19 protein-coding genes are annotated in these 22944 nt (G+C 51.2%); 6 read left to right on the forward strand and 13 right to left on the reverse strand.

Annotated features, from left to right (window positions below):
* Positions 1-39: 39 nt before the first annotated feature.
* From JQC72_RS13620 to JQC72_RS13665, 10 genes are all read right to left on the reverse strand, one after another.
* Complete coding sequence (locus JQC72_RS13620; RefSeq protein ID WP_205496582.1) at positions 40-807, reverse strand: ParB N-terminal domain-containing protein; 768 nt, start codon at positions 805-807, stop codon at positions 40-42.
* Complete coding sequence (locus JQC72_RS13625; RefSeq protein WP_205496583.1) at positions 773-2032, reverse strand: type III PLP-dependent enzyme; 1260 nt, start codon at positions 2030-2032, stop codon at positions 773-775. The genes JQC72_RS13620 and JQC72_RS13625 overlap by 35 nt, the downstream gene beginning before the upstream one ends.
* Positions 2029-2829 carry an HpcH/HpaI aldolase family protein gene (locus JQC72_RS13630; RefSeq protein WP_205496585.1) on the reverse strand — a complete coding sequence of 267 codons (801 nt, stop codon included), beginning with the start codon at positions 2827-2829 and terminating at the stop codon, positions 2029-2031. Before JQC72_RS13630 ends, JQC72_RS13625 begins: the two co-directional genes overlap by 4 nt.
* A gap of 356 nt (positions 2830-3185) precedes the next feature.
* Positions 3186-4994, reverse strand: coding sequence for an IucA/IucC family protein (locus tag JQC72_RS13635; protein WP_205496586.1), 1809 nt, complete (start codon positions 4992-4994; stop codon positions 3186-3188).
* A complete protein-coding gene (locus JQC72_RS13640) occupies positions 4994-6865 on the reverse strand; it encodes an IucA/IucC family protein (RefSeq protein WP_205496587.1) in 1872 nt (623 codons plus the stop codon). Before JQC72_RS13640 ends, JQC72_RS13635 begins: the two co-directional genes overlap by 1 nt.
* Positions 6855-8108, reverse strand: a complete 1254-nt coding sequence (locus tag JQC72_RS13645; RefSeq protein WP_205496588.1) for an MFS transporter — start codon at positions 8106-8108, stop codon at positions 6855-6857. Before JQC72_RS13645 ends, JQC72_RS13640 begins: the two co-directional genes overlap by 11 nt.
* Entirely contained in the window at positions 8105-10039 is a 1935-nt protein-coding gene (locus JQC72_RS13650) for an IucA/IucC family protein (RefSeq protein WP_205496589.1), read from the reverse strand. The genes JQC72_RS13645 and JQC72_RS13650 overlap by 4 nt, the downstream gene beginning before the upstream one ends.
* 222 nt (positions 10040-10261) lie before the next feature.
* Positions 10262-11272 (reverse strand): 2,3-diaminopropionate biosynthesis protein SbnB, encoded by a 1011-nt coding sequence (gene sbnB, locus JQC72_RS13655; RefSeq protein ID WP_205496590.1) that lies wholly within the window; start codon positions 11270-11272, stop codon positions 10262-10264.
* A gap of 19 nt (positions 11273-11291) precedes the next feature.
* Positions 11292-12290 carry a 2,3-diaminopropionate biosynthesis protein SbnA gene (sbnA, locus tag JQC72_RS13660; RefSeq protein ID WP_335342474.1) on the reverse strand — a complete coding sequence of 333 codons (999 nt, stop codon included), beginning with the start codon at positions 12288-12290 and terminating at the stop codon, positions 11292-11294.
* 648 nt (positions 12291-12938) lie between these two features.
* Positions 12939-13676, reverse strand: a complete 738-nt coding sequence (locus JQC72_RS13665) for a ferric iron reductase (RefSeq protein WP_205496593.1) — start codon at positions 13674-13676, stop codon at positions 12939-12941.
* 185 nt (positions 13677-13861) lie between these two features.
* Here JQC72_RS13665 and JQC72_RS13670 point away from each other — a divergent pair, with 185 nt between their 5' ends.
* The 3 genes from JQC72_RS13670 to JQC72_RS13680 all read left to right on the forward strand — a co-directional run bounded on the left by JQC72_RS13670 (position 13862) and on the right by JQC72_RS13680 (position 16942).
* A complete protein-coding gene (locus tag JQC72_RS13670) occupies positions 13862-14830 on the forward strand; it encodes an ABC transporter substrate-binding protein (protein ID WP_205496594.1) in 969 nt (322 codons plus the stop codon).
* Between the two features lie 79 nt (positions 14831-14909).
* Positions 14910-15950 (forward strand): FecCD family ABC transporter permease, encoded by a 1041-nt coding sequence (locus JQC72_RS13675; RefSeq protein ID WP_205496595.1) that lies wholly within the window; start codon positions 14910-14912, stop codon positions 15948-15950.
* Positions 15947-16942: a FecCD family ABC transporter permease gene (locus tag JQC72_RS13680; RefSeq protein WP_205496596.1), complete on the forward strand. Its 996-nt coding sequence runs from the start codon at positions 15947-15949 to the stop codon at positions 16940-16942. The genes JQC72_RS13675 and JQC72_RS13680 overlap by 4 nt, the downstream gene beginning before the upstream one ends.
* A gap of 486 nt (positions 16943-17428) precedes the next feature.
* On the opposite strand, the gene JQC72_RS13685 is transcribed toward JQC72_RS13680, so the two are convergent.
* Both JQC72_RS13685 and JQC72_RS13690 read right to left on the reverse strand, forming a co-directional pair.
* The gene (locus JQC72_RS13685; RefSeq protein WP_205496597.1) at positions 17429-18874 is read right to left on the reverse strand and encodes a sensor histidine kinase; all 1446 of its coding nucleotides are present in this window, start codon (positions 18872-18874) and stop codon (positions 17429-17431) included.
* Positions 18875-18877: 3 nt separating this feature from the next.
* On the reverse strand, positions 18878-19588 hold the full coding sequence (locus JQC72_RS13690; protein ID WP_205496680.1) for a response regulator transcription factor: 711 nt from the start codon (positions 19586-19588) through the stop codon (positions 18878-18880).
* 151 nt (positions 19589-19739) lie between these two features.
* On the opposite strand from JQC72_RS13690, the gene JQC72_RS13695 reads away from it, so the two are divergent.
* The 3 genes from JQC72_RS13695 to JQC72_RS13705 are packed head-to-tail and all read left to right on the forward strand — an operon-like array spanning position 19740 to position 22168.
* Positions 19740-20654 (forward strand): ABC transporter ATP-binding protein, encoded by a 915-nt coding sequence (locus tag JQC72_RS13695; protein WP_205496598.1) that lies wholly within the window; start codon positions 19740-19742, stop codon positions 20652-20654.
* Positions 20651-21415, forward strand: coding sequence for an ABC transporter permease (locus tag JQC72_RS13700; RefSeq protein WP_205496600.1), 765 nt, complete (start codon positions 20651-20653; stop codon positions 21413-21415). Before JQC72_RS13695 ends, JQC72_RS13700 begins: the two co-directional genes overlap by 4 nt.
* A 12-nt stretch (positions 21416-21427) precedes the next feature.
* Positions 21428-22168 carry an ABC transporter permease gene (locus tag JQC72_RS13705; protein WP_205496601.1) on the forward strand — a complete coding sequence of 247 codons (741 nt, stop codon included), beginning with the start codon at positions 21428-21430 and terminating at the stop codon, positions 22166-22168.
* A gap of 250 nt (positions 22169-22418) precedes the next feature.
* Here the strand turns inward: JQC72_RS13705 and JQC72_RS16625 are convergent, their stop codons facing one another.
* Positions 22419-22553, reverse strand: a complete 135-nt coding sequence (locus JQC72_RS16625) for a hypothetical protein (protein ID WP_302104864.1) — start codon at positions 22551-22553, stop codon at positions 22419-22421.
* Between the last annotated feature and the right edge of the window lie 391 nt (positions 22554-22944).

The raw sequence follows: 22944 nt of genomic DNA on the forward strand, positions 1-22944 counted from the left end.
GAAGCGATAGGGAAAACGGTGTCCCCGAACGAAAATTGCCTACACTTCACAATAATATACAGGCTCATCATACAGGCGCAGAGAGTCCGACCACAGACGGCAAAGTTTTTCCCATTCGTCCGTCATCACTGGTTGGGTCAACAAGTGTAACGGAATGCGAAGGTTTAATAACCTGCCGCTGACAACAAAACGAGTGACACCTGCCGGCATCACATTTCCGCTCAAAACGATTTGTTCCAACTCTTCCAGCCTGCAAACGGGGTAGCGGAGAATCACCTTCCCTTCGTCCGGCAGCTGTCCGCACCCTTGCGGCAAGCGCTGAACGGCACAGTCCCGGCTGTAGGCATCCACCACCTCATGCCATAGATGGAGACGGGATAAATCATGATTGCCCTCTTCCACCGGCAACAGGAAAAACCGCCGTCCATCCTGCTCCACCACTTCGGCCACGGGATTCACCTCTTCCACCCGTTCCTCCCAACGCAGCCGAGGATGATGCCGCAAACGGTCCAACCATGCCCCGACCGGCACCATGTGCTCCCAAGATTCCAACATCACCTCGTCCTTGGTCACCACTTGCAACGGAATCCGGAGACACCCCAGTTTTTTCAGCGCACACGTGCGATGTGCCCCGTCGATGATCAGATACCGACCGTTCCGCATCCGGATACCGAGCGGCGGATGTCGCAAAACCCCCTCCCGCTTGATCCCTTCACAGATACGGTGCAGGCGGGAAGGCTCATGAGCCTCATGCAGGCAGATTTGGTCCGCGTCAATCAACTGGAGTGTGGACAACAGATCGGTCATGGGTGGAATCACCTCCGTCTGCCGCTTCTTTCTCCTTCTCTCCCAGATAGATGTGCCGCGGGTGCGGATGACTGAGAAAATCATGGTGGGAAATCGCCCATCCATAGGCGCCCGCATGGGAAAAGAGAATCACATCTCCGATTCGCACGCGCGAAACATACACATCCCTCGCCAACACATCCTTCGGTGTGCACAACTGTCCGACGACCGTAATGTGTGCATCGGTCAGCTCTTTTCTCGGAAACGGATAATCCCACCGCTCAACGGGGAGAACGCGAAACGGGTGGCTGTGTTGCCAGGAAACGGGCAAACGGAATTGATGCGTCCCGCCACGGACAACGACAAAATGCTTCCCATGATTTTTTTTGATATCCAACACTTCCACCGCATAAAAGCCGCAAGCGGCGGTCAAAAACCGGCCGCACTCGAAAAGGACGGTGACACCGGGCGGACACTTGGTTGCCAACATGGAATCCAACCGTCCAACAAACAGATCCCAGTCAAATTGTTTATCCAGCTCGGTATAATTGATCCCGATGCCGCCGCCCGCATTCAGCCAGGAGATGTTCAAACCGAACATTTCGGCCCATTCCTTCACCCGATCACAATAATATTCGACCAACCGGACATGCTGTTCCGCATCCAGATTGTTGGAAATCGAATGCAGGTGAAATCCCTCCACCCTGACGGACGGCAATTGCCGGGCCAACCGGATCACATCGGGGATTTCCGTTTCCTCGATGCCGAATTGCGTCGGGCGTCCCGCCATCGCCAACGTGGCCTGGGGCAACGGTCCCTTCAGATTGACACGCAACAGAATCGATACCGTGATATTCCGTTTGGCGGCAATGGCGGCCACCCTTCGCAGTTCATGTTCACTCTCGACGTGGATGAGTTGAACGCGATGATCGATCGCCCCTTCAATTTCCTCATCCGTTTTTCCCGGACCTCCGAAAATGATCGGGATATCGGGTGTAACCCCTCTGACCTTTCGGATCTCACCGATCGAGGCGACTTCAAACCCGTCAACGATCGGTGCCAATGCACGCAATATCGGCTCTTCCGAATTGGCCTTGATCGCGTAAAACAATCGACAAGACTTGGGGAGCGTTTGCACACACCGACGCACATGCTCCCGCAAATCATCCAGATCGTAAATGAAAGCGGGAAGTGATCCGCTCCCGTTTTCCCTCTCTGACAAAATGTATTTCTCCACTCGATTCATCGGTGGTTCCCTTCCTTGATAAAATCTTCGGCTTTCATTCGATATCGGTTCAGATGGGCAGACATCGCCCGGAACGACACGCCTCTCTCATCTCCCAATACAAATGCCCGAATTCCTTGCTGATACAAGCCGGGGAAGTCCTCTTCCGCCCGCGGGATGGCACAGTAGGGCACCCCCCGCCGACTGGCGCTTTCCTGTACCCGTTTCAGCGCTTCCTTCACGATCGGGGAACGGGTTTGCCAAGGGATTCCGTATGACTGGGAAAGATCGGCGGCTCCTTCCAGAACCATATCGATTCCGGGCACGGACAAAATTTCGTCGATCCGTTCCACCCCTTCCCGGTCCTCGATCATGACAACCACCATGATCTCTTCATTGGCGACCCGGATATAGGCGGGCAGATCCATTTTGGCGAAACCGGCTGGGCGGCCGCTGTTCAGACTCCGATTCCCCTCCGGATAATAGCGACTCGCCCGTACGGCCGCTTCCGCTTCCTCCTTTGACCGGACATGGGGCACCACGACTCCCTGCGCACCCGCATCCAACGCGCGCAGGATGGGACCGGGCGAACAATCGGGGACCCGTACCAAGGGGGTCAAATCGACCGCTTCGGCGGCACGGATCATATTTTCCAACGTCTCCGGATTGATGGACACATGCTCCGAGTCGATAATGACAAAATCAAATCCCGCACAACCGATCATCTCCACCATCAATGGCGCGGGAATGGAGGAAAACAATCCGTAGACCGTTTTGCCCTCCTGTAATTTGCGTTTCACAGCGTTGTTTCTGAGCATTTCGTTCCCCCTTCATTCACTGAAGCTCCCTTTGTGACACCGGGGCGAGACTGCGGACAAAACGCTTGAACCACTCATGATTCCGGGTTGTCAACAACCTGGCCTGAACATTTCCCGACTCGCTCCGCCTGCGCCCTGCAAGGAAGCAGATCAATGGCCGCTACGTCCCGAAGCAGGAAGCGGGCAAATTGCGCTCCACTCGCGATTTTATGCCAGTGCTTTCCGGGTCCTCGCTCGACCGTGCTCGGGTCTTTGCTCACCGGGAACATTTTTCCCTGACGGAATGACCAGACACCATCCTGGCTGTTGCTGCGGAGCGGCGGGAAATTCGGAGCGGCGGACACATGATACGGGTCTCAACCGGTCACCATCACAGTGTGCAACGGATTTTCCACCTGATGAATCCGCAATTCCGTATCGGGATACAAACGTCTTTTGGTCAATTGCTCCACACCGATCGTCGGTACAAACAGGTCAAACAAACGGAAACGCTCCCACAACGCCGGAAACTGTCGTTGATAGGTTTCAATCACTTGTCTGGTGAGTGACCAGAACCGGCTTTCTTCATACCCGTAATGATCCGCCAGAAACATCGCCAGTTCTCCGAGATTGATGAAGAAAAACGCATCCAGCACAAAATCTCGCACCAATTGGATATCGTCCGTTTCGATAAACGAGTTGCGGTTGACGCGGGCATGATATTCCGGTGTCGCCAACAGATCGGGACATTTTCCGGGATCAGCGAGATGATTTTTGGAAAACCGAATCCCGTCGTGGAAATCTTTGAGCGCCAACCGGCTCGGCCATCCCTGCCGATGAATGAGTACCATGTTTTGCGCATGGGATTCCAATGCCACCCCGTGTGCGTACAGCAGATGGATGATGGGAAGCACACTGGTCTCCAACAACTGCTTCAACCATGGTTCCACACCATATTCCCGCACCCAGGGATCGATCAACGGTCGGTTCTCCAGATCCACCACGCTAAGCGCATTGAAAGGAACCGCCTCTTCGCCCTCATTCAGATAGGAATGCAGACTTTCCCGCCAGATGCAGCCCAGCACACCGTAAGTGGCGGATTGAACCAAATCGGACAATGCGGGCGGATCATACGAGATCCCCATCACCTCTCCCAACAGCACGACCCGTTTTTGGTCCTTCAGGTAGGGGTCGCCGGCCACCAATCCTTTCAGCCAGTCGGTGACGGCCGGTGCATTTACCACCGTATGCGGTGCCAATACACGTCCGGTGGAAGTATTGACGATGCTCATGGACAGCTTGAGATAGGCTTTTTCAGGTGACGAGAAATTGGCCAACGTTCGAATCGACTGCTGCGGGCGATACACATCCTCGGACATGCCCAGCAGAATCAGACGTTTGTCCCGCAATTCCCGATGAAACGAAGAGACGATCCGGTTTTGCCACTGCCACGGATGAACCGGTACCCAAAGATAATCGTCAGGATTCATCCCCTCGCTCCGCACCTTTTCCGCAAACCTTTCCACCTGTTCACGGCCCAGCTCCACCGAGAGAAATGCATCGTAATCGAGACTCCGGGAAACAGCCCAACGGGTTTCCTCCCGGCGTACCGCCAGCCACAACGGACGAATGTCCGGTTGAAACTCGGGACCGTATCGATAATGGTCGACATAATCAAATCCGATCCGCGACTTGTAACTGGGATGATAGGGATGGCCGTCCATCACTTTTCCTTCCAGATCGTCATAACCGCTTCCCTCAAAGGATTGCCGTTGTTGAAAGCGATGGTATTGCGCCAGTGTATCTTTGATCAGGGTCTGTTCCAATTCTTCGATGAAATGGACCAACCGGCTTTCATCGGCTCTGATCGCTTCACGGGTCTCCAGCAAAAATTGCGCCAGTGACTCGGCTTCCGCCGTCACATCCCCGACGGAGCGCATCACCGGTCGGTCGGTGAGACGTATGCGACCAAACGTGAACCTTTTGCGTCCCGAGCACGTATAGGTCACCCGGTTTCCCGTTTCATCCCGGCCTTCGATGGAATAGATTGTCTCTTCCCCATAGTTTTCTGTCTGATAGCGGACAATTCCCTCATAAATCAATGACTCGATCAATTGACGGAAAATGCGCCGCCGCACGGATACCAATTGTTCCGACTGCAACGCCTTCACGACCGTTTTCTCCATCAGTTCCACCTCACACTGGCCAACGGGTTGGGGATGTCCACATAGAGCGGTGTTTCCCCCCGCTTTTGGAAACAACTGATCCAATTCGCCTTGGCCGGCAAGCTTTTTCCTTCCAGCAAATCCATCAGATAGGACTTTCGTTCCGATGATGCGAACAAACCGGAATCCCGCAGAACCTCACCAACTGTTCGCCACAGCGAAACTTCGTCCAATTGGCCATGGTAAGCCAACGTATGAATCAGATGACCCAGATGATTGACGAACACATAGTATTTCAGCCGGTGCCATGCTTCATGGTCCGAATAGAGCGCCGGACTGTTCTCCGCCACATCGGTCAACAGGTTTTTCCCCACACGCTCCCGGCTGATACTGACGCCTTCCAAATCCCGCACGTAAAAATGGACGGGCCAACCGTCTTGGATGGTGACCATCGCATTTTGCACATGCGCCTCCATACTGACCCCGTGTTCCAAAAACAGCCACAATATCGGCACCAATGAGATTTCAAGATATCGTTTCAACCATTTTTGCACATGAGAGAGTTCCGGCAATGCCTGTTCCGTCTTTGCCGACAAACGCACCGCTTCCCAGATGGGAGCTTCAGCTGCCGAAGGAGGTTGTTCCAAAAGAGCCGCCACCACGGTCGGAGCCGCCTGGGTTCGTTTTTCACCGGAGTGGAACATGGGATTCTCCCGAAAGATAACTGCAAAACTTTCAGCCAGTCGCTTCCTCATCTCCGGCATCGCTTCTTTCAATGAAAGTGTGCGGTATCCATCCTCCAGCAACACGGTAAAACCGGCATACGGAATCTGTCCGTTCAAACGGGCGAGAACCCTGCCGGCATCGACAGTCCGCTGCACTTGCTCCGGCGGATTGACCCGGACGAAGTTGGTGATGCGCACATTGAGCGGTAATTTAAAAATGAAGACGTGGTCGGGGTCCCAGACAGTCCGCACGGAAGACGTCGGATATACCCGGTTTCCCAATTCACCCAAGTCGACCAATTGTCCTGACCGAATCAGCTGTTGCACCGTCGGCCATTGCTTGACATGTTGCGCCTGCCAAGGGTGAACGGGCAACAATTTGAAGTGCTGACGCTCCGGCCCCAACTTCCGTTTCGCCGCTTTCAAAACCGGATCGGGAAACAACGTTTCATCCGCATATCGCAAAAACACTTCCTCCACCAGTTCCGGGTCCGCAGCGAAGTAGTGCAGGGTGAAAGAAGCTCCCATCTCCGGTGCATAACGGGACAAATCATCCGGTTCAAAACCCTCCGCGCTTTTGGGGGTGGGGTGAAACGGATGTCCGTAGACCAATGATTGTTCCGCCGCCAACATCCGGTCTTCTCCGGTGAAATCCCATAATGAACGATCACGTTGCAGACGGCTTCGCACATATTGCTCCGTTTTCCGGATCGAATTGTGAATCTGGTCGAGCATCATACGAACCCTTTCGTCTCCGTCGCCCGACTCGGCGTGATGGGCAGCCATTTCCCGGAGAAGGAAGCCGGCCATTTCGATGGCGTTTTGTATTGGACGGACTTTTGCCTCCCCTTTGACATCCTCCTCCACCCAAAAAGCGGAACCGTAACGATGGTGACCGAAAGGTGACAGATAGCGGACAGCCCCCCAAATCGTGCCCCCGGTCACCTTCAGCTCAATCCGCATCGGCATCCCTTGTTCCTGGATTGTTTCCCGTACGGATGCCGGCAACCCCATCCATGCAGGGTGATCCGGATTGATGGTCGGGTTGAACGTTTCCGTCTCCCGAAGATAGGCATTCAACAATCGTTCCATTGCCGCGGTTTCTGCCATCATGCCGATTTTGTCGGCAGACGGTTCCGCCGTCATACTGAAAGATTTACCGGTCATCTTTTATTTTCCACCTCTCGAAACTCACTTGAATCGAGGGAAGAACCACGGATTTCCAGCTCTCATTCCTGGTCAGGGCATAAGCCCCGACGAGAAACGCCATGCCCATGATCACGATCAACCACCCGTTGCTCAACAATCCCCCGAACACGGCGACTGTCAAGGGACCCAACATCTGGCCGAGGACCAGAAAGGAGTTGGCCGCTCCGATCCAAAGACCCCTGTTTTCCCTGGTCGATTCCTCGGTGACCGCCAACATCACCGATTGCAGGACGGCACTAAAACAAAACCCCTGCAACAAGCGCAACGGAAGGAGCCAGATAACATGGGAGGGCACCACCTGCAACAAAATGCTGACCGCGCATCCCAATACCGCCCAAAACAGGTTGATTTCCACCTTGCGCCGGTCATTTTGCACTCCCCACCAGGGAGCGCCCAGCATACTGGCACCCCATGTTACCGCCTGCAATATGCCCACCCATGTGGACACTTGACCGTCCGTTCCACTCAGCCCTTGCACATAGGGAGCGAAAACGACGACCAGCCCAAAAACCCCGATTTGTGCGCAGAGTCCCGTGATGAGAAAGGAACGCAACCGATCGTGTCTCATCAAGGCAACCCATGTACCGTACACGCGCGTGTTCGAGGCTTCCTCGGCTTTGGGCTTTTGCGTCTCACGCAACACAACAACCGCCACGAATCCGCTGATTCCCGTCAACACACCGATGGCCCACAACAATGCGCGAAACCCGATCCAGTCCGCCAATACACCGCCGATGAGCGGACCGATCAGGGAACCCGCCGCCGTCGCGCTCTGCAGCATCCCCAGCACTTTTCCGCGCTCTTCTTTCGGCGCCTCGGAGCTTGCATAAGCGGAAGCGGCATCGACAACCCCGCCGAACGCTCCCTGTAGCAGTCGGCAGAGAAAAAATTGAAACGGGGTTCGGCAGAAGCTCATCAACAACAGACAACCGGCGAGGCCGAACAAGGCCCTGACGACCATCCACTTCCGCCCCCAGCGATCCCCGATTCTCCCCCACAGGGGCGATACCAGACAGAGGGTCGCGGCCGGAGCGGCCACGCACAATCCTGTCCAAAAGCGGTTGGCGGCCGGGTCGGTGACACCCAGATGGGTTAGATAAAAAGGGAGCAGCGGAACCATGACCGTCAACCCGGCTGTCGCCAAAAACTGCCCGCTCCAGAGAACCGCAAAACCGGCCTTTCGTCCCGACATCACGTTCATCTTTCCAGACTCCGCAACGGATTATGGGTTTCTCCGGTTCCGGCGGGCATGCCGCCGCCTCCGGTACCAGATCGCTTCAAAAGCGGGCCGATCAAAAGACGGGTCGGCCATGTCGGGTTGGTCAACAGTTGTTTGACCGCGACATCGCGAACCGTCTCGGGCAAATCGAGCGTCGACAGGCACGTTTCAATCGCCTCCCGTATCACTCGCCAAAACAACGCTTCATCGATCGCATACACCCGTGACAGGACATCGATGATCGCGTAGAGGTTCACTTGAATCCCCAATGTTTGAAAATAGGAGAGCAACGCCTCGGGCGTCTCCAGAATCAAGCTGTTGGGTGTCCCGGGCTTGACGATATATCCGGGTTCCGCCAACCCTTCGCGCTCCAACCAGGGAAGATGGACGCGTACGGTGTCATGGTCACGCAGCATCAGTCCGTCGATCCTTTCTCCTTTGATGACAAGCAACACGTTCTGACCGTGAATCTCCGGCATCATTCCGTATCGAAACGCGATCAGCGCAGTACGGATCAACGGCTCGCAAATCTCGCGAAACAAGTTCAATACATGTTCCGTCTCATCGGTTTGACCGTACCGGGAGCGGAGCAACCCGGCAAATACAGGCAACTGCCCATCGGGGTCCGTCACCGCCAAAGAAGACATCGCGATCAACTGAACTTCCGAATCGCCGACAAGGTGATCCGGATACTCCCGGACGAGACAGGCGAGATGCCCTGGTTTGTCCTCAAACGGGTCCCCCTGCGGATCATGAAATCCGAACCACATCTCTTCCCTGCAGAGATGCAGCCGATTGTGCAGCATCGGCTCCCGCTCGATCAAATGTTCCAGCAAACGCTGTCCTTTCACTCCGTTGGCCAGGTAACGGGGCGGAACAATGCGCAGTGCGGCAAGTGAGTAGATGCCGATCGGCAATTTGATATGGTATCGGTCATCATGCACGGGGGAAAGCGTCCGTACCGAAGAAGTGGCCACAAATTTTCCCAACCCGCGCATCAGAGGAACACAAACGCCGCTCTCCATCTCCCGTCGAAACAATTCCGGCAATACGTGCTCCATTTGCCAAGGATGAACGGGGAGAACCGCATAATCCCTGTCATGCAACCCCGCGTGCACCATCGCTTCTTCCAACTGCTGACGCTCATCGTCCTGAAGCAGCAGGTCCGGGATCGCTGCCGCCCGTTCCCCTTGAATCAGATAGTCCCTTCTGACGGCCACCCAATCCAATCCGAATGATTGGCCGAATTCCGGACTATACCTCCTGTAAGCACGGCTGTCCCAACCTTTTTTCGCCCGTGAAGTCGGGTGAAACGGACGATCTTTCAGTGAGGACAAACGTTCCATGCGGAGTAATGGGGATGGGGGGAACCCATTCCGTTCACTGTAAAACGATTGTGCCGCCTCCAACGACAGCGCCGTATGTTCGACCGCATCTTCCAACTCGGCGAGAAAGCCATCCAGATTCGGCATCAAAACGGCGCGATCCGCATCCAAAACGGAATCGGCCAAAATGCGCATCAAGCCTGCCGGATCGAGCGATTCCGCTGTTACTCCTTCCGTTCCCCTCGAGACCAGAAGAACCGGCAGACGGCTCAGTCGATACGGCTGGATAAACCGTTGGGGACGTACCCGGAACAGCAGACTGCGGGCGGCATCCACATCCAGACGGAAATAAAACTCCCCTTGATCCAACTCCCATTGCGGGATCGAATCCGCATCCAAACAGCTCGTGGTGACGATGCCCCGATCAATGATTTCGAAGAGATTTTCGTGTAACAGCGCATTCACCAAGTCGTATAAAACCGCCTCGGACGCTTTTTGGCGCAATGTTTGCCAACCGGAAACGGTGGCGGTGGCACTGTCGACCGATGGTGTGTACAAATGGGAACCTCCTTCCAAGACGTGTCTCATGGATTGCCGCACCTCCCAGCGCGTGTCTGGAGAATGCTGTCCCATGGCTTTCCCGGCTCGCTTCACATGCGCTTTGCAGAGAAGCAGGTGATAATGGCTTCCCCGGAGCGCATGGCCGCTTGCTTAGAGGTGGTTGCTGCGCTCCGGGATTTCGCCAGACCGAGCTTGGTAAGTCGCTCATCCGGGAAAGCAATTCTCCTTCACGGATTTAGCAGACACGTCCTAGTAAAGGTTTAACCACGTTCCGACGTTGGCATCCAGCGCCCGTTGATAGACTTCCTGCGCACTGGCAATATCCTCGACCGCCATGCCCATCGGGTTGAGGACGATGATTTCGTCGTCCGCTTCGCGTCCCGGTTTTGCCCCGATCAAAATCTCTCCCAATTCCGCATGAAGTTGCTCGCGGGAGAAACGTCCTTCCAGCACCAATTGGTTGATGATTTTTTTCTCGCGGTTGGCTTGGTCCCAATCATCCACCACGACTTTGTCGGCTTTCAGGAACACTTCCTTGTGCAAGTCCATGATCGAAATATTGCTGACAAAGGCGCCTTTTTGCAGCCATTCATAGGGAATGTACGGGGTATCCGTCACTGTGCAGGTGACGATCACCTCTCCTTCCCGAACTGCCTCCTTGGCACTGTCAGCCACCACTGCCTTCACACGGGGGAAGCGTTCCCGCAATTCATCCGCGAGTCGAGCCGCCGCATCCTGATGGAGGTCAAACAGATGCACAGTCGAAATATCCGGGAATTGCTCCAGCAACGAACGCAATTGCATGCCGGCGATCAAACCGCACCCGACACAGGCCACGCTGCGAAACCCCTGACGTGCCAGATATCGCGCCCCGATCACCGTCACGGCGGCGGTTCTCATCCCGCTGATCAAGCTCGCTTCCATGACGGCTATCGGATAGTTGCTTTCGGGATCGTTCAGGATGATCAGGCCGCTGGCACGCTCCTTTCCGCGAACCCGCGGGTTGTCGTGTTTGCTGCCGATCCATTTCAAGCCCGATACCGGCGTCTCGCCCCCGATATAGGCGGGCATCGCAATGATACGATCGGCAATATGACTGTTGTTGACCCGCAAGTAGGGTTTCAAAGGCTGGACAAAATCCTTCCGTGCATGCAATTCCAACGATCTGCTGACCGCTTGTACATACAAATCAGATGATTCCCCGCCGATTTTGACGATATCTTCTCTGCTCAGATACAAAATCGAATGATCGCGTTTCATGTGGTAACCCCTTTCCATATCAGACGGAAACTTTTTTCCGTGACAGATTTTCCATCCACTGATCGTCATACACACTGTCCAAATACCGGTCACCCCGATCGGGGAGAACTGTTACGACACGGGCGTGCGGCGGTATGGCGTGAATGATTTTCTGAATCGCAGCGATCACGGAACCGGAAGATCCGCCGGCGAAAATCCCCTCATGCGCCAGCAGATCCCGGCATCCCTGCGCCGACTCGAGATCGTCCACATAGACTACCTCATCGATTTCCCCCGGACTCAACAGTTCGGGAACACGGCTCGCCCCGATGCCGGGGATCTCCCGAGGAGCCGGAGGAGCACCAAAAATGACCGACCCGACCGCATCCACGGCAATCACTTTGACGTGGGGAAATTTCTCACGCAACCGTCGGGAACAACCGAGAATACTGCCCGTTGTACTGACGGCGCAAACGAGATAGTCAACAGGCCCGTCCACCTGCTCCACAATCTCTCTGCCCACACTGTGGTAGTAGGCCTGCCAATTCCAATCATTGGCGTATTGGTTGATCCAATAAGCATTGGGAATCTCCTTCAACAGCTCCTTCACCCGCCTGATCCGCGTGTGAAGATAGCCACCATACTCATCCCGCTCCGTCACCATGTCAATTTGTGCACCGTACTGCTTGAGAATCTTCAAATTGGTCGGCGTGATTTTCGGATCGACCACACAAGTGAATTTCAATCCGTAAATTTTGGCCGCCATCGCCAGACCAATTCCGAGATTTCCAGAAGTGCTTTCGATCAGGTGAGTTCCTTCATGGAACGTACCGTCTCGAAGCCCGCGTTCGATTATGTACCGGGCAGGGCGATCTTTCATACTGCCGCCGGGATTCATCATTTCCAGCTTGGCATAAACTTTCCTGTCTCCAAAAAGACGTTTCAGATGAACCAACGGCGTTCGCCCCACACAATCCACGATCGAATCGGAAATCCCACTCGCGGATTTTCGGGTATGGTCCCCTATCAACTGGAACACCCTCTTTTGATCAAATTTATCACTAATGATAATCATTCTCATTGACAATGATGAATGATAATCATTTTCATGTCAATACGCTATTTTTCAACTTCCCTGTCTTCAAACGTGGTTCTTCATTTTCGCACCGTTTGATCTTGGCGAAAACAAGAATACCCCGAATCAGAGAAACGCCTGGCTGCACGATTCTCTGATTCGGGGGTGTTATCCGAGCATGTATGATCCATATTGCCCACATGGTTTTCCCGTTTCTCTCCACCAGCACCCTGCAAGGAAACCGATCGCGGCCGCTCCGAATCGGTGAAGTGCAGCATGCCGGCAAAGTACGTTTCGCTGAGAGGAAATTGCCCACAATTCAGACTGCTGACAAAGTGTTGAACCACTCCCAATTCCGGGTGCACCGTTTTCCCTCTCGCTCCTGAATCGCTGCGCTCAAAGGTCGCTCGTGGGAAAACGGCCACCCTCTTTTAGGTATCGGTTCCGAATTTCCCGTAGAGCGACTCTGGCTGCCGCTACGGAGCGGCGCGCCAGCGGAGTTTGTCAATAACCTCACAATTCCATTTCTGTGCTTCCGGGTCTTCGCCCGACAAAACTCGAAGTCGCGCACCCGGGTAACACTGTGGTCCTCACGGATCTGCCAGATACACGCTAGTTGCGCTTTAAACGCGGACAAGTGGGACAGGGGCTGTTACCGGGAAACTGATACCATAAACAACAAGTAGTGCGAACACATTCCGCAGCATCCGGTTCTTCTGTCAAACATCCCCGATAGACGGAGGCAAGCGCCGGTGCGTACATGCCGATCCGATCGAACAATACACAAAAGACGCGTTGGGATGGGAATCTCAATTCCCTGTCATTGCCGATTTTCTGGTGAAGGAATCTGACATAACTCCCCGCATTCTCCCACAATATGAGCGGAGACACACCGATTTCGGATGAAATGCGATCAATCAGCTCTTTCAGATTTCGATCCAATGCGGTATGGATGATAGAAGGAAAAAAGCCGTCTGCAACGTCAATCGGCATCCATTGCGAGGGATTTCGGAGTTTGATCCCGACAGGCAGCCCGTCGTCCAGCATCACATCCGTTTGTTCGGGGTCGGCCAAAATTCCGATTCCCGCATACAACAAAGGATGGATCACTGAGGTCAGCAGAACATAGGCATAGCGTTTCTGAAACAACGACGCGGCTGCCATTTGATTGGAAGTATGCATGTGATCGGCAACATCCGAAATGATCGTCTTCAGCACGTTTCCTTTCAACAACGATTGAAGGGAAACGGTGTCCAGATTTGCGACCTCCTCCGGGAAAGCGAGCGGGACCGCCAGCCCTTTCCCCCGCAAATCTTCCAATACGGAGTGGAGATACGTCGCAACAGCCATGTGATCCACCCTCTTGATAATGAGAATCTTTCTCTTTCAATCGTAACCAATGCTTCTCTCCATGTCAAAACAAATGAAAAAAGATCGCATACCATCCGGAAAAATTGTTGATTGTTGACACCCGCACCGATATAATGGGTGATGGTAATGATAATTATTCTCAATGATAAAAGGGGGTCACTCACTTGTTCACCAAAAAGACCAGTTTCTCCATTCTCCTGATCTCCATCATGGTGATAACATCAATACTGGCGGGTTGTAGCGGCAATGCCGATCAAACGACGTCTGATCAACAGGGAAAAACCGCAGCCAAGCGAACAGTGAAGCACGAACTGGGTACATTGACATTTACCACTCCACCGAAGCGGATTGTTGTGCTGGATACGTATCTGTTGGATATCGCAACCGCACTGGGGATTCAACCGGTCGGTGTCGCCCAGGAGGAGCTGAACAACCAATCGCTTCCGGGATACCTGAAATCCCGCGTCACTCACTCCTTTACCTGGGTAGGCAGTCGGAAAGAACCCAGTCTTGAGATGATCGCCAGTCTGAAACCGGATCTGATCGTGGCTGATCTCCAGCGTCATAAGGAAGCATATCCGCAACTGTCCAAGATTGCACCGACCATGGTGGTCAAAGGGTCTGGCGGCCAAGATTGGAAACAAATCGTCAAATCGCTCGCACTCGCTTTGAACATGCCCGAACGGGGCGATCAGGTCATCAAGCAATATGAACAAAAAGTCGCCCAGACCAAAACGTCGTTGTCCAAGGCGGGAACGATCAAAGTCCTCCCCATCACGATTTATCCCAAACAAAAAGTACGTATCTACACAGCGGATTCCTTTACCGGTACCGTCCTTCAGGATATGGGATTGACCGTTCCTTTCCGGGCTGGCGGGCAACCGTTCATTGAAACCGGCGTTGAAAAATTGGCGGACATCAAGGCAGACCAATACCTGCTGCTGCAAAGCGCCGTCTACACCAAAGGGGTCGATTGGAAAAACACGCCAGTGTTCAAGGATCTGCCCGCTGTAAAAGCCGGAAAGGTCGTTCCGGTTCAGATGGAGACCTGGAGTTTCTACCGCGGACCTCTTGCCGCCCAGGTCATCGCTGATGAAGCAATCAAGCTTCTCGCCAACAAACAAGCAAAATAACGGAAGACATGAGGATGGCGTGGCCGAGGATTCAACCCCGAGGACACGCCTATCCTTATGGCCTGGAGGGGGGAAGCAGTTGGGTACCCATGATGCCGTCATCCGACGGGTTTTCACTCGTTCGGAAAAGAAGATACTTCCACGCGTTCTGTTATGTTTTCTCTGTTTGTTCTTGCTCGCTGTTATCATGATACTGAATATTCGATTCGGAACCGGTCTTTCCCTCGAAGCCATTTGGAACGCCATAACACAATACGACGCTCACAATCAACAGCATCAGGTTATCCACGACCTTCGGTTGCCCCGTGTGTTGGCTGCGGTACTGGTGGGAGCGGCATTGGGAATTTCGGGAACGATTATGCAGATGATTACCCATAACCCGCTTGCTGCCCCGGATACAATGGGCGTAAATGCCGGTGCGGCATTCACCGTGTTGATCACCCTGTTGTTTTTGCCGTCCGTCCCGCAGGAGTTGATTCCCGTCTTGGCTTTTGCCGGAGGCATCTTCACCATGTTTTTGGTCTGGGGAATCAGCTCTGTCGGTTCACGCGGCGTTACTCCCGTCAAACTCGCTTTGGCAGGCGTTGCCGTCGCCACTCTGATGAGAACGATGTCAGAAGGATTGATCCTTGCCCATTCACGTGCCGCGTTTACCTTGACCTATCTGTTGAAGGGAAGCTTGGCCGGAATCCGTTGGGATGATTTGGAATTGTTGACCCCCTGGACTGTCGGTGGAATCATCGTGGCGCTCCTGTTCAGCCGAACGTTGAACCTGATGCGCCTGGGCGACGAAGTGGCAATCGGACTCGGTGTACGCGTTCCATTGTTCCGTATGGCTGCAGGTGTTGTTGCCGTGATTTTGGCCTGCTCCTCTGTGGCTGTAGCAGGTCCCATCACCTTTGTCGGATTGGTGATTCCGCACATGGCCCGCTTGGTGGTCGGAATCGATCAACGATGGGTGATTCCCTTTTCCGGTATTTTCGGTGCACTTTTGCTCACCCTCACCGATTGGGTAACCCGTGTCGTGTTTGACCCGCAAGAGGTGACAGTCTCGATCTTGACAGCCCTGATCGGCGCACCATTTTTCATTGTGCTCGCACGCTCAAGGAGGGTTCGATGAAATCATTGATCCATCAGATCCGTTCATGGTGGTTGATCCTGTTTTTGTTTGTCCTGTTGCTGGTGGCGTCCATGGCCAGCACGGCTTTCGGTGCCGTGAAACTGAGTTTGTATGACGCATTTGCCGTGTGGTTTGGTGACGCCTCTCCACAGGCACAATTCATCATTGAAGAAATGCGGATACCACGTACATTCATCGCACTGCTGGCCGGCGGCTGTCTGGCCATGTCCGGCGGAATTTTTCAGGCGATCACCCGGAACAGTCTGGCTTCTCCCGATTTGATCGGTATCAGTGCCGGTGCCGGTTTGGGAGCAGTCATCCTGATTCTCTTGTTCCCATCCTCTCCCCCGGGACTGTTGCCTTTGTTCGCCTTTGCGGGTGGTCTTTTGACTGCTGTGGTCATCTATCTGCTGGCCTGGCAAAAAGGGATCGAATCCACCCGGCTGATTCTGATCGGAATTGCGGTATCCGCGGTTTGTTTGGCCGCAAGGGATGCCGTTGTATTGAAAGCGCCGGATGAACTGGATTCCGCATTGTTTTGGCTGACAGGCTCCGTTTGGGGAAAAGGATCGGAACAACTGTCAGGGGTGTGGATCTGGGCCGTCGCTTTATTGGGACTCGGGTTGTGGACGGCACGTCCTTTGAACGTACTGCAGCTGGGAGATGAAACGGCGAAAGGATTGGGAATCCATGTGGAAAGGACCCGTCTGCTCATTACGGCCATCGGTGTCGGGTTGGCCGGTTGTGCCGTTTCGATAGCCGGGAATATCGGTTTTGTGGGGCTGATCGCTCCTCATATGGCCCGATTGCTGGTTGGTTCCGATATGAGAAAAATATTACCCGCCTCTGCCATCCTCGGGGCTTTGTTGACAGTCGCCGCGGACACTGTGGGACGTGTATTGATCGCACCGTCGGAAATTCCGGCCGGGATTTTTACTTCCCTGATCGGGTGCCCGTATTTCCTCTGGCTGTTACGGCTGGAACGACGATAAGGTGTTTTCCGCGAAAGTTTGCCATATCGTATCGTATGGTCATCGTGGGCGTTGTTGACAAATTTTGCGGGCTCCGATTTCCCGTCTGAACGCAGCAACACTACCATCCACTCACGGGACATTCGGACCCGCTTTCCTGAAAAAAGGGGGCATGTTCCTGAGACACCCTCTGAGCCTGATGAAAAAAGCGAGAGGGAAATACGACGCAACCGAAATCACGGGTGGTTTTAAATCCGTCGTACCTGAGATATCGCTCGCAGGTCCATATTCAGTGAAGATAGGTGAAGTGAAGAATGTGTTCAACTGTTCAACGGTAAAAGTTAGCGGCCAATCATTGGGAACGGGGCCGATTCCGACAGTCCATCCCAAAGCTTCGATCATGGTGAAAACTTCTGGTCAGCCAGCGTCCATATGAGAACCAGCCATGACAGTGTACGGAATGAAGACGCAGCAACGCTAACCCCATCATTTCTGTATGCTCGACGCCTAGGGCAAAAAAATTCTCACAACCGTCCCTTCGTTTGGTTTGCTATCAACGGATATCCAACCCTTGTGAGCCAATATAAGCTGATAGGAAATAGCCATGCCTAATCCAGTGCCACGGTGGCTCGTATTTGAATCGACTCCTCGATAGTAACGCTCAAACAAGCGGGCCTGTGTTTCTTCGTCCATACCTACACCATTATCACTTATGACAATTTGAACCCTTGGATCATTGGTCTTGGAAACAGATAACGCTTCCACCAAGACCTCTATTTTTGTCCCGTCAGGATTATGATTCACCGCGTTGGCAATGATATTCTCAAGTATCCGTTTAAACCAATGTTTATCCAAGTGATATCGTAATGATGTAACGTTGGATCGGAACACGAGTTCTTTATGGTCAGATTGGGGCAAATTCGCGATTGTAATGGTTGCTTCTCTGCACAATTCCACAATATCCACGACTTCTTTATGTAGCACCAATGATTGATTTTTCAATTGGAAGGCAAGGCTGAAATCATTGATCAGATCTTCCATATACTGAATCCGTTCTTGGAGTATTGCTGCAATATTTCTGATATCCTCTTCAGACCACTGGTATCTGTCAGAAGACAATACATCTACATATCCTTTAATGGTGGACAACGGCGTTTTAAAATCGTGGGTCACCCCTACTATCCAATCCTCACGTGTTTTTTCCAAACGAAGCCGATCCTCTTCGCTTTGGCGCAATGTATTGGTTAATTGATTCAAGGCTTGTATTACTTCCTTGTATAACCGAAAGTTTTTTTTCAATCCGTTTCTTTTATTTAAACTCGCAGGTCTTCCGTATTGGTCAAGGGGTTCTTGATATGTCTTGTCAGCCAGGTTTTTGATCCAAAGAAGAATATGGATCAAAGGGTTCCCCAATCTTTTCCCAAACAGTACAGAGATCAATATAGCCGCCAAAAAGCTGCACAGAACGGTAGTAACCATATATTGAACTTGATAGACGAACGGCACTCCCGTTTGGTGCACTTTTCCTCCGATCACCCACGTGATCTTTTCATGATTGATGTGTTTGTTTACGATCGATACGATATCATCATCCTTTTCCAACTCTTTCATCAAAGAATAAAACTCTCCAGGCGTGTAATGCGAGGATGTCCGGTCAAGAGGACGATGAAACTGATAAATTTCATGGCCATGTGAATTCAAGATTTGAATCCACATTTGCTCTCTTGCCAACAACTTCTCTGTATCGGGATTGATGGTTACAGTTCCATTACGGATTTGCGTACTTTTGACAATCGTTTTAACGGTATGATCCAAACGGACCTCTGAAGAATTCTCAGAATCCAGCAAAGCTTGAATCATCCACGAAGACACAAAAGCAATGATCAATAACAATGAAAACAAAATGATGATTCTCGATAACAACTGCCATGCTAAACGGCGTCTTAAATCCATATGTCAATCCCCTTTGGGCGGGTAGGCCAATTTGTATCCCAAGCCACGAATCGTTTGAATGTAACGCGGATGACTTGGATCCTCCTCAATTTTTTCACGCAGGTGTCGTATATGAACCATTACAGTGTTATCGCCATTGAATGGTTTTTCTCCCCAAACTTTTTCATACAAAGTATTCTTACTAAAAATGCGATTCGGATGTTGACATAAAAACACAAGTAATTGCAACTCTTTGGCCCTGCATTTCACTGGCTTTCCTTCAACAATCAGTTGTCCACTCTCCTCATCTACTTGAAAACGGCCAAAATCATATCTTCTCTTCTCCACGACTGACGCCGGCAATTGCTTATGTCGCCTTAAATGCACTTTCATTCGGGCGACAACCTCAAGGGGGTTGAAAGGCTTGGTTATATAATCATCCGCACCATAGCTAAATCCTGTTAATTTGTTGAGATCTGTCGTCTTAGCCGTAAGAAACATAATCGGAATCTGCATTTTCTTTCTCAACTCATGACATAAGTCAAAGCCGTCATAATCGGGCAACATAACATCAAGCACTATTAAATCCGGATTTGTACGTTCACAAATGAACAGCGCTTCATTCCCGCTGGTGGCAGTTAAAATCTCTTGAAAACCTTCTTTTTTCAACACTACTGTCAGCAAGTCAAGGATGGGTTTATCATCATCAACCAACAAAATTCTTGACGAAAATATATCTTTATCCATATTACAGCCTTCCTCACAGATCTTTATGAATTCCCCATTGGGGGTTGGGTTCCGGCATCAATCATTTAAACTTGATTTTAATCCGGGTTTATCCCCAATTAAGGGTGATGTTGTAGTATTTTTCTCGAGGTGATGATCAGTGACTAATATCATTGTAGAAACGAAAAATTTGACACGCAAGTATGGAGATTACACATCAGTTGACCAATTGAATATGACGGTAAAAAAAGGTGAGATTTATGGTTTTTTGGGACCCAACGGAGCAGGGAAAACAACGACGATCCGTATGCTTCTCGGGTTAATCAAACCTACATCAGGGTCAATTTATATATTTGGAAAGGAATTATATCAACATCGCATGTCGATTTTGCGCAAAGTAGGTTCATTGGTCGAATATCCTTCTTATTATGGGCATCTGACAGGTTACGAAAACCTCGAAATCATCAGACGAATCATCGGTGAGTCCCCTGCGAGGATCAGAGAAGTGTTAAAAATCGTTCGCCTAGATAAAGTTTCCGATAAATTGACAAGAGAATATTCCTTAGGGATGAAACAACGTCTTGGCATTGCTGCGGCTTTACTTGGACGGCCGGAGTTGTTGATTCTCGATGAACCGACCAATGGATTAGATCCCGCAGGTATTCAGGAAATTCGTGAATTAATCAGGGAATTACCTGCGAAATATGGCATGACCATCATTGTTTCAAGTCATTTGTTAAGTGAGATAGATCAAATCGCAACACAAGTAGGCATTATTTTGAGGGGAAAACTCATATTCCAGGGTTCAATCGGTGCTTTGCGACAAAAAAGCAGGCCCCGTTTAAAGATCGGGGTAGAAAACCCAAAACTGGCTTCTTCATTGTTAAATCAACGGGGACTGAAAACTTATATTGAGAATGATTTTGTCTGGTATGAGGATACAGATCCGGAAGTCTCAGCATATATGAACCACACACTGATAAACGAAGGATTATCGGTTTATCGCTTGGAAGAGGTTGCTGTCTCTCTTGAGGATATATTCCTGGAACTTACCGGAAAGGAAGTAAGCTTATGATGGCAAGCTTGGTTTCTTCAGAGCGAATCAAGTTTCGTCGTACTTCACTCGCTTTGGTCACTCTTCTCATACCCGTTTTGACACTGTTTTACGAGACCATGAATTTCCTTTTTCGATCGGAGACATTATATCGATTTGCTTACGAAAAGAAGGCGAATCTTTGGGTATATTTTATTTTTGACAAACATTTCTTTCTCGGTCTTGCCCTGCCTCTGGGTATCATACTAGCAGCATCAATCATTGCGAATACGGAGCACCAAGCTCATGCCTGGAAGCAAATTTGTGCTTTACCGATTTCCCGAATCCAACTGTATTTTAGCAAATTTCTAATTTTATTGGTGACCTCACTTCTTTCCGCCACTGTTTTAGGGATTGGAATGGCATTATTTGGAGTGATTTTCGGCTTTAATGGGGATATTCCATGGTTCATGATCTTTGGTGACAGTTATTTTCCATATTTCGCTTCCATTCCTATCATGGGAATTCAATTATGGCTGTCGATGGTGATTCATAATCAAGCCTTTTCAATATCCATTGGGACCGTTTCCACTGTGGTTGGTTTGTTTTTGGCTATAGATCCAAAAACGCAATGGTTGCCCTGGGCTTATCCATTGGCTTCGTCCACTATACGACTCAACTACCAAACTCAACGTTTTACAGAGAACCCTGATTTATTTCTTGTGGTTCTGATTGGTGTCATTCTGGGGGCTTTTTTGGTGATGGCTGGAGCATTTCATTTTGCCAAACGTGATGTTCAATAGGGGGGAACAGAGATGTTCTTGAATATATTATCGATTGAATTCATGAAAACCCGTCGATCCAAATTATGGTTCCTTGTTTTTTTTGGCCCCATCGTCGGGGTTACACTGGCTTTGAATAATTTCTTTATCAATTACGACATTTTTATGAGCGATCCTGGAGATAACGGTTGGCTTGAGGCTTGGACTCAGGTGGAAATATTTTATTCACCGTTAATCTTTCCTATATTGGCTGGTGTATTTGCGGCTCTGGTCTGTCGATATGAACATGCAGGTGGAGGATGGAAACAACTTTTATCTTTGGCTGTACCGCGGCACCAAGTTTACTTCGCGAAATTATTATTAATCGCATTCCTTTTGGCCTGTACGCAGCTCTCACTGTTGATATTCTATATTGGTTTGGGTTCGATTGTGGGAGTTCCCAATCAAATCCCCTGGAAGACACTATGGGGATTTTCAATAAAAGGATGGTTGGCAGCATTGCCTTTGGCTTCAATTCAATTAGCCATATCAACTTATTGGAGAGGGTTTGGGATGCCATTGGCAATCAATATTGCACTGTCTTTGCCCTCAATATTGGTGGCAAATACTTCCGCAGGGCAATTTTATCCTTGGGCGCAGCCAATGTTAGCCATGTCACCTGCAGATGAGTCCCCGATTCAATCCATGATGATGTTTTATACACTGATCATTTTGGTTTTCCTACTCGCAAACTTCGTGGGGATCCTGAGTTTTAGAAAACAGGACGTGACTTGATCCGTACGGCTAAAGCACCGAAGACATTCTCGCTACATCCGGCCCGACAACCCACATTCCTCCACCAAGGCTTCGTCCAAGCCTGGAAAGGTTTTGGTTCTTGCTGTCCGTGTCTCGGTTCAGGAACGGATCCCATCGCTTGATGGAGGATATATTTCTTGGCATTGACATCTCTGTCTGCCACATATCCGCATGATCAACGATGGGTGCGTTCTTTTCATGTCTTCTTTACGGTCTGGCCACATTCGGATCATGCCGGTGACGTGTTGTGAGGATTGCCCGTGATCACCTGCTTACCGGCCCGCTCTGCATTGTCATCCGTGAATTGTACGAGCATCCTCCAACCGGCATCGGCAATGCTCCTGGCCGGATCGTGATTCTTCACTTCAACATCCCCTTCTTGTATATACGGAAATCTACCGATATTTTCAGAATGGATCAGATGGTCATTGGAACAATGTCAGACCTGCCCAGAGCGGAATCCCTCCCGCGACTGACACTTGCTTTCATCCACCCCTTCCCGCTCGCTCTTTATAACATAAAACTCTTTGTCAGATCCTCTTTTTGTTAATACTTCTGATGCTTTTGCCAATCCATCAATTTGGTAACAATCCCCCCCAAAACAAAGAGAGTTTCGCCATTTTTCACACTAAGTTGATCGAACGGGGCCGGTGAATCACACGATCATTCTGCTTTTGATTTTTCCTGTAACCTTCTCATCACCGTTTCTTTCTTGGAGCAGATTCGCGGGCGCAAAGTGCCTTCTTTTTTCGCGG

The sequence above is a fragment of the Polycladomyces zharkentensis genome, assembly GCF_016938855.1.
Classification (GTDB): Bacteria; Bacillota; Bacilli; order Thermoactinomycetales; family JIR-001; genus Polycladomyces; species Polycladomyces zharkentensis.